The organism is Streptomyces sp. NPDC045899 (genome assembly GCF_056431485.1).
In genome coordinates, this window is the sequence record NZ_JBWKKP010000015.1 from 157,315 (window position 1) to 172,646 (window position 15,332).

Sequence of the window (15,332 nt, forward strand, 5' to 3'; positions counted from 1 at the left end):
GCCCCCCCTGTTTCCCACACCGCTGTGGGCGTGCGGGAAAGCGCGGGATACCCTGCCCCCCCCTTTTGGGTCCCCGCGTGGTTTCCCCTCCCTCCCCCCCCCCCCCCCCCCCCCGGCACCGTCGCCTGCGCTGTGTCGTGTGGGAATGCCATGATCGGGATGTCACTACCGGAAATGTGGTCTCCCGGCTCGCGCCGTCTCCCCGAGTCGGACGGTCGCGCGCTCAGCTCTCGCCGGGTCTCAGCTCTCCGCCAGGATGTGGGAGAGCTCTGTGTCGAGATCGAAGTGGCGGTGTTCGGTGCCGGGTGGCACCGCGGCGTCGGTCCGCTTCAGGAACGACTCCAGGGCCCGCGCCGGGGCCTCGAGCAGGGCCTCTCCCTCCGGGGAGCTCAGGGCGATGCAGACGACGCCCTGACCGTGGCTGCGGGACGGCCACACCCGGACATCGCCGGTACCGGTGGGCCGGTGCAGGCCCTCGGCGAGAAGATCGCGGGCGAACACCCATTCGACCGTCTCTTCGGCTCCGGTGTGGAAGGTGGCGTGCACGGCGTAAGGGTCGGCCGTGTCATACCGCAGTCCCGCGGGTACAGGCAGTGAGGACTCGCTCGACACAACGAGGCGCAGGTGCAGCTCGCAGCTGACCGTGGTGTTCATAAGCGCCAGGGCCTTTCGCTCAGTGTGCGCTCGGGGATTCGCACGTCGGCGAAATCGACATGCCACCTACGGTGCCGTTGTAAACCCCTCTGACCGTTTTGCGGCTCTTCTGGTAGCTCGGGCGGCCCAGCTCCGGGGCGGCCGGTACCACCATTCCGGTGACTTGAAACGATCAGGTAAGTTGGTTCACATGAATGCGGAGAGTGACGAGCGACAGGGGGCCGTCGCGCCTGCGACGACCGATGTCGCGACGGGGGACGATGCGCAGGGCAAGGGGCCGGTCTTCGGCTCCCGGGCGCCGCAGTTCATTCAGCGGTCCCGCACCCTGCACCTCAGCTGGCAGGTCGGCGTCTTCATCGTGGGCCTCGCGGTCGTGGTCGCGGGGATCATCATGCTGCCGCTGCCCGGCCCCGGATGGCTGGTGATCTTCGGCGGTATGGCGATCTGGGCGACCGAGTTCGTCTGGGCGCAGCTGGTGCTGCGCTGGACCAAGCGCAAGGTCACCGAGGCCGCGCAGCGCGCGCTGGATCCGAAGGTCCGCAAGCGCAATCTCATCCTCACCACCATCGGCCTGATCATCTGCGCCGCGGCGATCACGGTGTACGTGTGGAAGTTCGGCATCGTCATGCCCTGGAAGATCAAGGAGTGACGGTCGGGCCGGTCACCGGGGCCGCGCGGCCCCGGTGAGTGGTCATGAGCACGGTCCGGCATGCGCTAATGTTGGCCGTGCGCCAGGGCGATTAGCTCAGTGGGAGAGCGCTTCGTTCACACCGAAGAGGTCACTGGTTCGAACCCAGTATCGCCCACCCTGGACCGAGGGCCCGTACGGCTGACCGCCGTACGGGCCCTCGGCGTTGTGCTTGCCGGCGCCCCCGCCCGCGCCAACCGGCGGACCCCGGCGGCCCCTTGGGCCCGGTCGCGCACCGGCCGGTGTGGGTGTGCGGCCGCCGCCGCGGCGCACACTGGCCCCATGGACTGGTGCCGCTACCGCTTCCGCAGCCGATGGGACCTCGACGCCCTGCCCGCCGACGTCTTCGCGGTCCTGGCCGAGGGCGACCGCTACCCGCGCTGGTGGCCACAGGTCCGCGAGGCCCGCCGGATCGACGGCCGGACCGGTACCGCCCGCTTCCGCTCACTCATCCCGTACGACCTCGAGGTCACCGTCCGTGAGGCCCGCCAGGACCCGGTGGCCGGAGTCCTGGAGATCATGTTCTCCGGTGACTTGGACGGCTGGGCGCGCTGGACCGTCACCGCGCGTGACGGTGGCACCCGCGCCCTCTTCGAGCAGGAGGTGGTGGCCCGCAAGCCCCTGCTGCGCTGGTTCGCCCTTCCCGGGCGGCCCGTCTTCCGCCTCAACCACGCCCTGATGATGCGCGCGGGGTGCCGTGGGCTGCGGGCCCACCTGGACGCCGTACGCGCCGGGCGGTCCGGGACGCCACCGGCTCCCGGCGGGAATCCGGTTTGAACCAAACCCTTCGCGACCTGTATTGTTCAGGTCGTTCCACCGGGGGAGACCCCAACCGGACACCCCGGGCGATTAGCTCAGTGGGAGAGCGCTTCGTTCACACCGAAGAGGTCACTGGTTCGAACCCAGTATCGCCCACCCCGTGAGGCCGGGCCGCCACAGGCGGCCCGGCCTCAACTGTATGCGCTTGTACGACCGATGCCCGGGTATCCGGATAGAACTTCCACGGTTGAACATCGGAGGGGAACCCATGGCCGTCGCGACCACAGCCGTTCTGTCCCTGGACTGCGCCGAACCCGAGGAGCTGGCCGAGTTCTACGCCGAGGTGCTCGGCGCGGAGATCCTCGCGATCACCAACGCCGACCGCATCGAGCTCGCGGCGCCCGGAGGGTCCCGGATGGCCTTCCTCCGCGACCACGGCTACGCCCCGCCGAGCTGGCCGCGTCCGGACGACTCCCAGCAGGCCCATCTGGAACTGCTGGTGGAGGACATCGACGCGGCCGAACGCAAAGTGGTGGACCTCGGCGCCCGGCCACTGGAGACACGGTTCAACGGCGGTCCGCGCGACGTCCGGATCTACTCCGACCCGGCAGGGCACCCCTTCGTACTCCGCCTCGGCTGAGACCCTCCCTGCGCGCCCGGGTCCCACGGGGGGACGGTGCGGGGCCGCGGGCGCCGCCGTCAGGCCGCGGCCGGCAGATCCGGCCGCAGCGGCCAGGCCGGATCGCACACCTCGTCCGAGCCGTTGAGCGCGAACCACGCCTGGAGACCGCGTGCCTGGGCCGCGTACCAGACGGTCTGCCGGGCGTGCAGCTCGGCGGGGGACAGGGTCTCCAGACGGGAGGCGAACCGACGGCCGACCGCCCGCACGACCTCCAGGGCGGCCAGCGCGTCCGCCGCCGCGTCATGCGCCCCGGTGAGCTCCACACCGTAGTGCTCGCACAGATCGGTGAGCGTACGACGCCCCTTGCGGTAGCGGTCCACATGTTTGTCCAGCACCCGGGGATCGAGCACACACAGCGAACGCAGCGACAGATAGCCGGACAGGCTGGAGTTGCGGTGCCGCTTCAACTCGCGGTCCAGCAGCGTGAGATCGAACGGAGCGTTCATCACCACCAGGGGGGTGCCCCGCGCGCTCTGCTCCGCGATGCCCCGCGCCACCTCCTCCATCACCGGCGCGGGCCAGCGGCCGTGGCGCTGGAGATGGGTATCCGTCAGCCCGTGTATCTCGGTGGCCTCCGGCGGCACCGGTATCCCCGGACTCACCAGCCAGCGGCGGATTTCCGGCAGACATCCGGTCCCGCGCTGGACGACCAGAGCAGCCGACACGATCCGGTCGCCCTCGACATCGACACCGGTGGTCTCGGTGTCGAACGCGGCGAGCGGCCCCTCGAACCAGGACGGCATGGCCTCAACTCCTCGTGCATGATCGTGCGATGACACCTTCAACCCGCCCCGACCAGGTGATACCCGGAGGGAGGTGGTCGAACCACCGCCGTTTGACACGGACCTGACGGGGAGACAACACAGGTGTACGGACCGGCGACGACCGGAAGGCGTCAACAGCCATGGCGCTCGCGCAGCCCGACCCGGCCCCGGCGGCGAGCGGTCTGCTGTCCGAGCGGATCGCGCCCCCACGTGGCCATATCGCCACCACCGCCTGTATGGAGACCCTTCAGGTGGGCTATCTGCACGCCGTCGCGGCGGCGGCCGGCTGCTCACTGGCGCAGCCCTTCCCCGACCACGGCATCGACTGGCACGTCAGCCACAGCGCGCCCGGCCACGCCGTGGACGACGAGGTCACCATCAAGGTGCAGTTGAAGGCCACGTACCAACTGCCGCCGCGGCCGCGCGGACCGACCTTCGGCTTCACCCTGGACAACGACCACCTGGTGAAGCTGGCCCGTACCCCGGTCTCCGTGCACAAGATCCTCGTCGTGATGATCGTGCCCCGCAGCCAGGACGACTGGCTGCGGGCCGGACACGACCGACTCGCTCTGCGGCACTGCTGCTACTGGACCAATCTGGCGGGCCACCCGGTCACGGGCCGCCGCCGGACCACCGTGCGGATCCCGACCTCGCGGGTCTTCGACGACCGCGCGCTCTGCGAGATCATGACCCGGGTCGGGGCGGGAGGGAGACCGTGATGGACCGGTACCGACCCGGGGGAGAGTCCGCCCCCGCCACCCCGTACCCCGATGACGTCGATCCGGCCGTCCTCGGCGCCCTGCTCACCCGGCACGGCTGGCGCCGCCGCGGGGGCGCGCCGGGGCAGTACGCCCGCTGGACCCCGCCGGGACAGCTCGCGGGCGGCACCAGCCTGCTGGTGCCCGAGACCCGGCAGTTCCCCGACAGCGGCGATCTGCTCGCCGAGGCCCTGATGGCGCTGGCCCGCAGCGCCGCCCCGTCCGCCCGTGAGGTGCTCACCGGTCTCGCCGTGCCCAGCGACGAGATCCGCTGGCGGCGCGAGGTGCCCGAGTCCCCCGGCGGCACCGCCGCCTGGACCGCCCAGGACCGGCTGCGCTCCGCGGCCCGCGGCATGCTGCTGGCCGCCGCGCTCGCCGCCCGGGGCCGCGCGGGCTACTACGGCGCCCGGCACCGCCGCGCCGCCGAGGAGTTCATGGAGCGGGTGCTCACCGGCCCGGCGGGACCCGCCTCCGGGGGCCGGGCGCTGACCGTGTTCGTCCCCGTCGAGGAGGGCCGCACCGCCACCGCCACCCTGCTGCGCGCACTGCACGCCCTCCGGGACGCCGTCGACTACCAGCGCGCCACCGGCGGGATGGAGGCGTTCGACGCGGCCGTCGAGGCGGGGGTGAGCCGGGAGCTGACCGAGGCCGTCGTCGCCCTGGTCCAGGGCACCGAGGGGGCGCGGGTGGCCCTGGAGTGGTCCCCGGCCGCCGGTGCGCCACCGGGCTTCCCCCTCCGTCCCGAGCCGGTGGAGTTCTCCCCGGGCGACCTCCCCGGGCTCCGCGAGGCGGGCGCCCGCTACGTACGGGACGAGCCGTCCGTGGCCGTGCGGGTCACCGGAGTGGTGCTGCGGCTGCGCCGCACCGGCCCCGGCGGACCCGGCGCGGTGCGGCTGCGGGTGCTGGCCGGAGCCGATGTGGCCCAGGTGCGCATCGTGCTGGAGGAGGACGACTACCGGGTGGCCGGCCATGCCCATCTGGTGGGGCTGCCGATCCGGGTCAGCGGACGGCTGGAGAGCCGGGGCGGCTTCCGGCGGCTGACCGGGGCCACCGGCGTCACCCCGGTCCAGGTCGACGAGGCGGAGCGGGACCGGCTGCTCAAATCGCTCCAGGAGCACCTGGACTTCTTCGAGGAGGCGTGCGGCGGGCCCTGACCGCCGGGCTCACCGCGGCGCGCCGGGCGGCCGGCCGGGCCGCCGGGGAGAGGAGCACGGTGCGGGCGGTGCGCGCGCTCCCCGCCGTTTCGCGGTCGGACCGGTCGGCTCGGTACGATTCACGCTGCGCGGCATTCGCCGCGGTGAGCCACCCATCAGTCAGGAGAGACCGGTGTCAGACGTCCGTGTGATCATCCAGCGCGATTCCGAGCGGGAAGAACGCGTGGTGGCCACGGGCACTACGGCCGCGGAGCTCTTCACCGGGGAGCGCTCGATCGTCGCCGCGCGCGTCGGCGGTGAGCTGAAGGACCTGGCCTACGTCCCGGCCGACGGCGAGGAGATCGAGCCGGTCGAGATCACCAGCCAGGACGGTCTGGACATCCTGCGCCACTCCACCGCGCATGTCATGGCGCAGGCCGTGCAGGAGCTGTTCCCGGAGGCCAAGCTGGGTATCGGCCCGCCGATCAAGGACGGCTTCTACTACGACTTCGATGTCGAGACCCCCTTCCATCCGGACGATCTCAAGCGCATCGAGAAGAAGATGCAGGAGATCCAGAAGCGGGGACAGAAGTTCTCGCGCCGCGCGGTGACCGACGAAGCCGCCCGCGAGGAGCTGGCGGGCGAGCCGTACAAGCTGGAGCTGATCGGTCTCAAGGGTTCCGCCGCGGACGCCGCCGAGGGCGCCTCGGCCGAGGTCGGCGCGGGCGAGCTGACCATCTATGACAACCTCGATGCCAAGACCGGCGAGCTGTGCTGGAAGGACCTCTGCCGCGGTCCGCACCTGCCCAGCACCCGCAACATCCCGGCCTTCAAGCTGATGCGCAGCGCCGCCGCGTACTGGCGGGGCAGCGAGAAGAACCCGCAGCTCCAGCGGATCTACGGCACCGCCTGGCCGACCAAGGACGAGCTGAAGGCCCATCTGGACTTTCTCGCCGAGGCCGAGAAGCGCGACCACCGCAAGCTGGGCTCCGAGCTCGACCTGTTCTCCTTCCCCGATGAGCTCGGCTCCGGCCTCGCGGTCTTCCACCCCAAGGGCGGGGTGATCCGCAAGGAGATGGAGGAGTACTCGCGCAAGCGCCACGAAGAGGCGGACTACGAGTTCGTCAACACGCCGCACATCACCAAGGCGCGCCTCTTCGAGACCTCCGGCCACCTCCCGCACTACATGGACGGCATGTTCCCGCCCATGGAGTTCGAGGGCCAGGACTACTACCTCAAGGCCATGAACTGCCCGATGCACAACCTGGTGTTCCGGGCGCGCGGGCGGTCCTACCGCGAGCTGCCGCTGCGGCTCTTCGAGTTCGGCACGGTCTACCGCTACGAGAAGTCCGGTGTCGTCCACGGCCTGACCCGGGCCCGGGGGTTCACCCAGGACGACTCGCACATCTACTGCACCAAGGAGCAGATGGCCGATGAGCTCGACAATCTGCTGACCTTCGTGCTGAACCTGCTCCGGGACTACGGTCTGAGCGACTTCTACCTGGAGCTGTCCACGCGGGACGACTCGGACAAGTTCATGGGCAGCGAAGACCAGTGGGTCGAGGCCACCGAGGAGCTGCGCAAGGCCGCCGAGAAGCAGGGTCTGGACCTGGTCATGGACCCGGGCGGCGCCGCCTTCTACGGTCCGAAGATCTCCGTCCAGGCCAAGGACGCCATCGGCCGTACCTGGCAGATGTCGACGATCCAGGTCGACTTCAACCAGCCGGCCCGGTTCCAGCTCGAGTACACGGCGGCGGACGGCTCGCGCCAGCAGCCGGTCATGATCCACCGGGCGCTGTTCGGGTCGATCGAGCGGTTCTTCGCGGTGCTGCTGGAGCACTACGCGGGCGCGTTCCCGGTGTGGCTGGCCCCGGTGCAGGCGGTCGGTATCCCGATCGGTGACACCCATGTGCCGTACCTGGAGGAGTTCGCGGCCAAGGCCAAGGCCAAGGGGCTGCGGATGGAGGTCGACTCCTCCTCGGACCGGATGCAGAAGAAGATCCGCAACGCCCAGAAGTCCAAGATCCCGTTCATGATCATCGCCGGTGACGACGATGTGACGGCCGGAGCGGTCAGCTTCCGCTACCGCGACGGTTCGCAGAAGAACGGCATCCCGGTCGACGAGGCGCTGGCCGAGATCGTGGACGCGGTGGAGCGGCGCGTCCAGGTGTGATGGGTTTCCCGCGTGAGCGGGGGTGAGGGCGGTCCCGACGGGGGCCGCCCCTCACCGCTTCCCCACCCTTCCTGGGCGAATATGCTGGCCCGCATGACGAGTGAGCCGGAGCAGCAGTTCGGAGTGGGGACGCCCGACGCGTTCCAGCGCCTGTGGACGCCCCACCGGATGGCGTACATCCAGGGGGAGAACAAGCCCACCGGCCCGGGGGCCGGTGATGGCTGCCCGTTCTGCACCATCCCGGAGAAGTCCGACGAGGACGGCCTGATCATCGCGCGCGGGGAGCACGTGTACGCGGTGCTCAACCTGTACCCGTACAACGGCGGCCACCTCATGGTCGTGCCGTTCCGCCACATCGCCGACTACACCGAGCTGGACGCCGGGGAGACGGTGGAGCTGGCCGAGTTCACCAAGGCCGCGATGACGACGCTGCGTACCGCCTCCGGTGCGCACGGTTTCAACATCGGGCTCAACCAGGGCTCGGTGGCGGGTGCCGGGATCGCCGCCCATCTGCATCAGCACGTGGTGCCGCGCTGGGGCGGCGACACCAACTTCATGCCGGTGATCGGCAACACCAAGGTGCTGCCGCAACTGCTCGCCGACACCCGCCGGATGCTCGCCGACGCCTGGCCGCATCCGTAGGCCGTTCCCGCCGTGCGCCACGGCCCCGGACCGGGTCCCGTCCGGCCGGGGCGCGGCTTCACCGGTCGGCTCAGACGTCGTACAGATCGGCCTTCTTGGGGGACGCCTCCTGGACCTGGCCGCTGAGCGCCAGTGACCGGTTGCCGAAGCGCTCGGTGTCCACACCGTGGTGCTTGAGCACCCCGATCGCCGCCTCGTGGACCACCCGCAGCACGGGCGTGGCCGCCCGCAGGGCGTCGTCCGCCATGAAGCGGTGACGCCAGGGCTTGTCCGCCCAGGCGTGGCGCAGTCCGAACGGCTCGGGCAGCACCAGCTTGCCGCCCAGGTGGTCCAGGACCGGCGGATACCAGGTGAAGGGGGCGCGCGCGGTCAGCCGCACCACTTCCTTGGCGTCCACCAGCGGCAGCGGAACCGATTTGGTCTCCCAGAACCGGAAGGTCTTGCTCACCGTCTTGGACGGCGCGGACGGCTTGCTGGTGAACAGCGGGTGCACCGGCCCCAGGGCATGTCCGGTGACCTCGATCCGCAGCGTCTTGTGCAGCAGGGTCACGGTGATCAGCAGTGTGATCACCAACTGGCCGTCCCACAGCACGAACTGCACACCCAGATAGTGCCGGTCACCGGCGCCGAACTGCTGCTGGTCGCAGATCCGCTGGAGCTCGACGCCCTTTATCTGGAAGCCCTCCTCCTCGGAGGTGCCGCCGCGCTCGACCGCCTTGGCCCCTTCCCCGATGGGCGAGACCACCCAGTGGCGCACCGAGGGGGTGGGGAAGCCGCCGGTGTGCAGCGGGGTGCGCTCCAGCATCCGCAGCTGGTCATGGACCGCCCGTATCACGTCCCAGCTGCGGAAGGGGTCGATCTCCTTGTCCGGGTCGGCGGAGACCAGGTCCTCGGCCAGCTGCCAGCTGCCCCAGCGGGTGCCCATGCCCAATATGCCCTTGGGGCCGGCGTAGAAGACCACGTTGCTGTACTGCTCGGCGGTGAGCTTGTGCAGTGCCTTGCGCAGCTCCTCGGCGGAGGTCTGGCCCGGGTGGTTGGGCACCGTCTCGGGCACCTTGGCGCCCACGCCGCCGCCCGCGAGCAGCCCGCCCCAGGAGTCCCGCAGGTCCCTGGCGGTGCGCTCACAGATCTGCTTGGCGATGTACCAGCCGATCACCGGGGCCACCACCACCCCGCGCAGATAGATGCCCCAGAAGCCGCCGAACGGCAGCTTGATCAGGAAGATGAGGGTGATCACGGTCAGCGCGACCAGCAGCGCCGTGCCCAGCGCTCCCATCCGCTTGTCCTGGGAACCGGCCACCGAGCGCCGCAACTGGAAGGCGCCCAGCCACAGCAGCACTCCGGGGAGGAAGAGCAGTCCGAAGACCACCATGACGACGGTGAGCCGGGCGTCCCGGGTCTTGCGGATGCGGTTGGCGGCGAGGCAGTGCTCCACGACCGTCTGCGGCTCGGTCCCGAAGGACTGGATCACCTGGCCCCGGCCGCCGCCGAGCATCCGCGTCTGGACCGCGCGGGAGAACGCCTCGCCCAGGTTCGGCTCGAACAGCGATATCTTCGGCGCCTTGACCTCGGAGACCGTCCACTCCGAATTGGCGTCCAGCAGCTTGGCCGCGGGGCCGTCACGGTAGGCGGCCGAGGCGAGTGCCTGGGTCGCCGCCGTCTGCCCCGCAGCCCCCGACAGAGGCACCTGCGCCCCGGGACTGAAATCGAATCCGTCCGTCACCAACGCCCCCAATACCGCACGCCGCTTGCGCTGCGACCTCAGCGTATCGGGGGTGTGCACCACCTGTCGCCAGGGCGTGGTGACCTGTGGACAACCGTGCGTGCGAACAGCCGCCCGCCCCGCTGGAGTCGGGGCGGGCGGTGCGGCGGGTGCGCGGCAACTACGCCTCCGCGTACGTCCCTTCACGGATCCGCTCGGCCAGCTGCTGCGGCATCGGCTCGTGCCGGGCGTAGGAGCGGCTGAACCGCCCGGTGCCATGGGACAGCGAACGCAGATCGACGGCGTACCGCCCGATCTCGATCTCCGGCACATCGGCCTTGATCAGGGTCTGGCCGCCGCCCGACTGCTCGGTGCCCACCACCCGGCCGCGGCGGCCGGACAGATCGCTCATCACCGCGCCCACGTAGTCGTCCGAGATCAGGACCGACACCTCGACCACCGGCTCCAGCAGGTCGATCCGGGCGTCGGCGGCCGCCTCGCGCAGCGCGAGCGCCCCGGCCGTCTGGAACGCGGCGTCGGAGGAGTCCACCGAGTGCGCCTTGCCGTCCAGCAGCGTGATCCGCACATCGACCAGCGGGTAGCCCGCGGCGACGCCGCGCGCCGCCTGGCCGCGCACGCCCTTCTCGACGGAGGGGATGAACTGCCGCGGCACGGCACCGCCGACGACCTTGTCCACGAACTCGATGCCCGAGCCGCCCGGCAGCGGCTCCACCTCGATCGCGCAGATCGCGTACTGGCCGTGTCCGCCGGACTGTTTGACGTGCCGTCCGCGCCCGGCGGACCTGCCGTGGAAGGTCTCCCGCAGGGAGACCTTGTACGGCACCGTGTCCACCTGCACGCCGTACCGGCTGCGCAGCCGCTCCAGCGCGACGTCCATATGGGCCTCGCCCAGACACCACAGCACCACCTGGTGGGTGTCGGGGTTCTGCTCCAGCCGCATCGTGGGATCCTCGGCGACCAGCCGGGACAGCCCCAGTGACAGCTTGTCCTCGTCCGGTTTGCTGTGCGCCTCGATGGCGACGGGCAGCAGCGGATCGGGCATCTGCCAGGGCGCCATCAGCAGCGGATCGTCCTTGGCGGACAGGGTGTCGCCGGTCTCGGCGCGGGTCAGCCTGGCCACACAGGCCAGATCGCCCGCGATGGCCTGGGGGAGCACCCGCTGCTGCTTGCCGAACGGGGAGGAGAGGGCGCCCACCCGCTCGTCCACGTCGTGGTCCTCATGGCCGCGGTCCTCCAGGCCGTGCCCGGACACATGCACCGTCTCGTCCGGGCGCAGCGTCCCGGAGAAGACCCGCACCAGGGAGATCCTGCCCACGTACGGGTCGGAGGAGGTCTTGACGACCTCCGCGGCCAGCGGGCCGTCCGGATCGCACGTCAGCGCCGGACGCGGTACGCCCTCGGGGGTGGTGACCTCGGGTGCCTCGCGCTCCAGCGGGGTGGGGAAGCCGCCGGTGATCAGCTCCAGCAGTTCGGTGGTGCCCAGGCCCTGTCTGGAGCCCTCGGCGGCCGGGGCGGCGGCCAGCACGGGGTGGAAACTGCCGCGCGCGACGGCCTTCTCCAGGTCCTGGATCAGTGTCTTGACGTCGATCTCCTCACCGCCGAGATAGCGGTCCATCAGGGTCTCGTCCTCGCTCTCGGCGATGATCCCCTCGATGAGCCGGTTGCGCGCCTCCTCGATCAGCGGGAGCTGGTCCGGTACGGGCGGCGTCTCGGTCCTGGACCCCGAGGAGTAGTCGAAGACCCGCTGGGAGAGCAGTCCTATGAGCCCGGTGACCGGGGCGTGGCCGTCCGGCGCCGGTTCTCCGCGCAGCGGCAGGTACAGGGGGAGCACCGCGTCCGGGTCGTCGCCGCCGAAGCTCTCCCGGCACAGTTCGGTCATCTCCTCGAAGCTGGCGCGGGCCGCCTCCAGATGTGTGATCACGATCGCACGCGGCATGCCGACGGCCGCGCACTCGTCCCAGACCATCCGGGTGGCCCCGGCGATGCCCACCGCGTCCTGGGCGGCGGAGACAACGAAAAGGGCCGCGTCCGCTGCCCGCAGACCGGCCCTGAGCTCCCCGACGAAATCCGCGTATCCCGGGGTGTCCAGTAGATTGATCTTCATCCCGCCCCATTCGACGGGGACCAGGGACAGCTGCACCGAGCGTTGCTGCCGGTGCTCGATCTCGTCGTAATCGGAGAGGCAGCCGCCGTCCTCGACCCTGCCTGCCCGGTTGACCGCGCCCGTCGCCAGTGCGAGGGCCTCCACCAGCGTCGTCTTTCCCGTCCCGCTGTGGCCGACCAGCACCACGTTCCTCAGGGAGCCGGGCCGGTCGGCCGCCACTGCCCTTCCGGCGGCCCCTGGATGTGTACTCGACTTGTCGCCCATGTGTCTCGCCTCCCGGTCGACACCTCGCGATACTTCGAGCTTTCCACCGAGGTAACGGTGCGTCCATACGTCGCACATCCGGGCGTACCGCGGGCCCGGTGGGGGAGCGGTCCGACGGCTGCGCGGCGGCCCCGCGGGGCGTGGCTACGATGGGCCAGCCGGTGGCCCCTTGACCATCCGGCCCGTCACGACCCACCGGGAAGGCCATGCTGAACAAGTACGCGCGTGCATTCTTCACGCGTGTTCTCACACCGTTCGCCGCCCTGCTCATCCGCCTCGGGGTCAGCCCCGACGCGGTGACCCTCGTCGGCACGGGTGGTGTGATCACGGGCGCACTGGTCTTCTACCCCCGGGGGGAGTTCTTCTGGGGGACGGTGGTCATCACCCTCTTCGTCTTCTCCGACCTGGTCGACGGCAACATGGCCCGGCAGCTGGGCCGCTCCAGCCGCTGGGGCGCGTTCCTGGACTCCACCCTGGACCGGGTCGCCGACGGTGCGATCTTCGGCGGGCTGGCGTTGTGGTACGCGGGCAAGGGCGACGACAATGTGCTGTGTGCGGTGACGATCTTCTGTCTCGCCAGCGGCCAGGTGGTCTCGTACACCAAGGCGCGCGGCGAGAGCATCGGTCTGCCCGTGAAGGTCAACGGGCTGGTGGAGCGTGCCGAGCGGCTGGTGATCTCGCTGGTGGCCTGCGGCTTCTCCGGACTCCATAAGTTCGGGGTGCCGCATATTGACATCCTGCTGCCGATCGCGCTGTGGATCGTCGCGGTGGGCAGCGCGGTGACCCTGGTGCAGCGGGTGGTGACCGTGCGCCGCGAGGCCGAGGAGGCGGATGCCGCGGATCGGGCGGTGACCCAGGGGGGCGAGACCCGGTGAAGGACCGGCTGACCGACGCGCTCTACGGACTGGGCTGGAGCACGGTCAAGAAGCTGCCTGAACCGGTCGCCACCGGGCTCGGACAGCGCATAGCCGATCAGGTCTGGAAGCGGCGCGGCAAGGGCGTGCTGCGACTGGAGGCCAATCTCGCCCGGGTCGTCCCCGATGCCTCCGCACACCGGCTCGCGGAGCTGTCGCGCGCCGGGATGCGCTCCTACATGCGCTACTGGATGGAGTCCTTCCGGCTCCCCACCTGGAGCCCGGAGCGGATCCGCTCCGGCGTCCACATCGAGGATGCGCACCATCTGAGGGACGGGCTGGCCGGCGGCCGGGGCGTGGTCCTCGCCCTGCCCCATATGGCCAACTACGACCTCGCCGGGGCCTGGGTCACCACCGAGCTCGGGGTGCCCTTCACCACCGTCGCCGAACGGCTGAAGCCGGAGACGCTCTACGACCGCTTCGTGGCCTACCGCGAGGGACTGGGCATGGAGGTCCTGCCCCACCAGGGCGGCAGCGCCTTCGGAACCCTGGCCCGGCGGCTGCGCGCGGGCGGTCTGGTCTGCCTGGTCGCCGACCGCGACCTGTCGGCCTCGGGTGTGGAGGTCGACTTCTTCGGCGAGCGCACCAAGATGCCCGCCGGACCCGCCCGGCTGGCGGCCCAGACCGGCGCCCTGCTGCTGCCGGTCACCCTGTGGTACGACGACACCCCCGTCATGCGGGGGAGGGTCTACCCGCCGGTCGAGGTGCCCGCGTCCGGCACCCGCGCCGAGCGGGCGGCGGTGATGGTCCAGGAGGTGGCCGACGCCTTCGCGGCGGGTATCGCCGAACACCCCGAGGACTGGCATATGCTCCAGCGGCTGTGGCTCGCGGACCTGGAGCCGCGTCCGGCGGCCGGTGCCGCCGCCCACCCGGGGACGGGGGCCGCCGACGGCTCCGGAACGGAGAAACCGTGAGGATCGGCGTCGTCTGCCCGTACTCCTGGGACGTCCCCGGAGGCGTGCAGTTCCACATCCGCGACCTGGCCGAGCACCTGATCCGGCGGGGCCACGAGGTCTCGGTGCTGGCCCCCGCGGACGACGGGACACCGCTGCCGCCCTACGTCGTCTCCGCGGGACGCGCCGTGCCGGTGCCTTACAACGGCTCGGTCGCCCGGCTCAACTTCGGCTTCCTGTCCGCCGCGCGGGTCCGCCGCTGGCTGCACGAAGGCGCCTTCGACGTCATCCACATCCACGAGCCGACCTCGCCCTCGCTCGGTCTGCTCGCCTGCTGGGCGGCGCAGGGGCCGATCGTCGCCACCTTCCACACCTCCAACCCCCGCTCCCGCGCCATGATCGCGGCCTATCCGATCCTCCAGCCCGCCCTGGAGAAGATCAGCGCGCGGATCGCGGTGAGCGAGTACGCCCGGCGGACGCTGGTCGAGCACCTCGGCGGCGACGCGGTGGTGATCCCCAACGGTGTCGACGTGGGCTTCTTCGCCGACGCCGAGCCCAAGGAGGAGTGGCGCGGCGACACGATCGGGTTCATCGGCCGGATCGACGAGCCCCGCAAGGGCCTTCCGGTGCTGATGCGGGCCCTGCCGAAGATCTTCGAGGCGCGGCCGGGGGCCCGGCTGCTGGTCGCCGGGCGCGGTGACGAGAAGGAGGCCGTCGCGGGGCTTCCCGCGCCGATGCGGGAACGCGTGGAGTTCCTCGGCATGGTCAGCGACGAGGACAAGGCGCGGCTGCTGCGCAGCGTCGACGTCTACATCGCGCCCAACACCGGAGGGGAGAGCTTCGGGATCATCCTGGTCGAGGCGATGTCCGCCGGAGCCGCGGTGCTGGCCAGCGACCTCGACGCGTTCGCTCAGGTCCTGGACGGGGGAGCGGCCGGAGAGCTGTTCGCGAACGAGGACGCCGACGCGCTGGCCGAAGCCGCCGTACGGCTGCTGGAGAACCCGGAACGGGTGGCCGAGCTGCGCGAGCGGGGAAGCCGCCATGTGCGCCGCTTCGACTGGTCCACGGTCGGCGCGGACGTCCTCGCGGTCTACGAGACGGTGACCGACGGTGCGGCGTCCGTGGGCGCCGACGACCGGGCGGGACTGCGTGCCCGCCTGGGCCTCGCCCGCGACTAGGTC

14 protein-coding genes and 2 tRNA genes are annotated in these 15,332 nt (G+C 70.9%); 12 read left to right on the forward strand and 4 right to left on the reverse strand.

From position 1 onward, the window contains the following. Positions 1-240: 240 nt before the first annotated feature. Entirely contained in the window at positions 241-654 is a 414-nt protein-coding gene (locus AC07FT_RS23090) for an SsgA family sporulation/cell division regulator (protein WP_003959770.1), read from the reverse strand. Between the two features lie 190 nt (positions 655-844). Here AC07FT_RS23090 and AC07FT_RS23095 point away from each other — a divergent pair, with 190 nt between their 5' ends. From AC07FT_RS23095 to AC07FT_RS23115, 5 genes are all read left to right on the forward strand, one after another. Beyond that, on the forward strand, positions 845-1,303 hold the full coding sequence (locus AC07FT_RS23095) for a TIGR02611 family protein (RefSeq protein WP_479177884.1): 459 nt from the start codon (positions 845-847) through the stop codon (positions 1,301-1,303). An 85-nt stretch (positions 1,304-1,388) separates the two neighbouring features. Continuing rightward, positions 1,389-1,460: transfer RNA gene (locus tag AC07FT_RS23100), tRNA-Val, on the forward strand. A gap of 164 nt (positions 1,461-1,624) precedes the next feature. After that, positions 1,625-2,119 carry an SRPBCC family protein gene (locus tag AC07FT_RS23105; RefSeq protein WP_479177885.1) on the forward strand — a complete coding sequence of 165 codons (495 nt, stop codon included), beginning with the start codon at positions 1,625-1,627 and terminating at the stop codon, positions 2,117-2,119. A 66-nt stretch (positions 2,120-2,185) separates the two neighbouring features. Beyond that, a tRNA-Val gene (locus AC07FT_RS23110) sits at positions 2,186-2,257 on the forward strand. A gap of 112 nt (positions 2,258-2,369) precedes the next feature. Then, on the forward strand, positions 2,370-2,741 hold the full coding sequence (locus tag AC07FT_RS23115) for a VOC family protein (RefSeq protein WP_471206662.1): 372 nt from the start codon (positions 2,370-2,372) through the stop codon (positions 2,739-2,741). A 59-nt stretch (positions 2,742-2,800) separates the two neighbouring features. Here AC07FT_RS23115 and AC07FT_RS23120 read toward each other — a convergent pair whose 3' ends face one another. Beyond that, positions 2,801-3,526, reverse strand: a complete 726-nt coding sequence (locus tag AC07FT_RS23120; protein WP_432036379.1) for a 3'-5' exonuclease — start codon at positions 3,524-3,526, stop codon at positions 2,801-2,803. Between the two features lie 161 nt (positions 3,527-3,687). On the opposite strand from AC07FT_RS23120, the gene AC07FT_RS23125 reads away from it, so the two are divergent. The 4 genes from AC07FT_RS23125 to AC07FT_RS23140 all read left to right on the forward strand — a co-directional run bounded on the left by AC07FT_RS23125 (position 3,688) and on the right by AC07FT_RS23140 (position 8,253). Beyond that, complete coding sequence (locus tag AC07FT_RS23125) at positions 3,688-4,266, forward strand: DUF4365 domain-containing protein (RefSeq protein ID WP_254742169.1); 579 nt, start codon at positions 3,688-3,690, stop codon at positions 4,264-4,266. Beyond that, positions 4,266-5,459, forward strand: a complete 1,194-nt coding sequence (locus AC07FT_RS23130) for a hypothetical protein (RefSeq protein ID WP_471206657.1) — start codon at positions 4,266-4,268, stop codon at positions 5,457-5,459. Before AC07FT_RS23125 ends, AC07FT_RS23130 begins: the two co-directional genes overlap by 1 nt. 172 nt (positions 5,460-5,631) lie before the next feature. Then, positions 5,632-7,611 carry a threonine--tRNA ligase gene (gene thrS / locus AC07FT_RS23135; protein WP_471206654.1) on the forward strand — a complete coding sequence of 660 codons (1,980 nt, stop codon included), beginning with the start codon at positions 5,632-5,634 and terminating at the stop codon, positions 7,609-7,611. A gap of 81 nt (positions 7,612-7,692) precedes the next feature. Next, complete coding sequence (locus AC07FT_RS23140; protein WP_432012743.1) at positions 7,693-8,253, forward strand: HIT family protein; 561 nt, start codon at positions 7,693-7,695, stop codon at positions 8,251-8,253. 70 nt (positions 8,254-8,323) lie between these two features. Here AC07FT_RS23140 and AC07FT_RS23145 read toward each other — a convergent pair whose 3' ends face one another. Together AC07FT_RS23145 and AC07FT_RS23150 are read right to left on the reverse strand one after the other, a co-directional pair. Continuing rightward, complete coding sequence (locus AC07FT_RS23145) at positions 8,324-9,976, reverse strand: hypothetical protein (RefSeq protein WP_479177886.1); 1,653 nt, start codon at positions 9,974-9,976, stop codon at positions 8,324-8,326. 160 nt (positions 9,977-10,136) lie between these two features. Next, entirely contained in the window at positions 10,137-12,344 is a 2,208-nt protein-coding gene (locus AC07FT_RS23150; protein WP_479177887.1) for an elongation factor G-like protein EF-G2, read from the reverse strand. A gap of 206 nt (positions 12,345-12,550) precedes the next feature. Here AC07FT_RS23150 and pgsA point away from each other — a divergent pair, with 206 nt between their 5' ends. From pgsA to AC07FT_RS23165, 3 genes are read left to right on the forward strand one after another with little or no spacing between them, the layout of a single operon-like run. After that, entirely contained in the window at positions 12,551-13,219 is a 669-nt protein-coding gene (pgsA, locus tag AC07FT_RS23155) for a phosphatidylinositol phosphate synthase (RefSeq protein ID WP_479177888.1), read from the forward strand. Continuing rightward, the gene (locus AC07FT_RS23160) at positions 13,216-14,172 is read left to right on the forward strand and encodes a phosphatidylinositol mannoside acyltransferase (protein ID WP_479177889.1); all 957 of its coding nucleotides are present in this window, start codon (positions 13,216-13,218) and stop codon (positions 14,170-14,172) included. The genes pgsA and AC07FT_RS23160 overlap by 4 nt, the downstream gene beginning before the upstream one ends. After that, complete coding sequence (locus AC07FT_RS23165) at positions 14,169-15,329, forward strand: glycosyltransferase family 4 protein (protein WP_471206641.1); 1,161 nt, start codon at positions 14,169-14,171, stop codon at positions 15,327-15,329. The genes AC07FT_RS23160 and AC07FT_RS23165 overlap by 4 nt, the downstream gene beginning before the upstream one ends. Positions 15,330-15,332 lie beyond the last annotated feature (3 nt).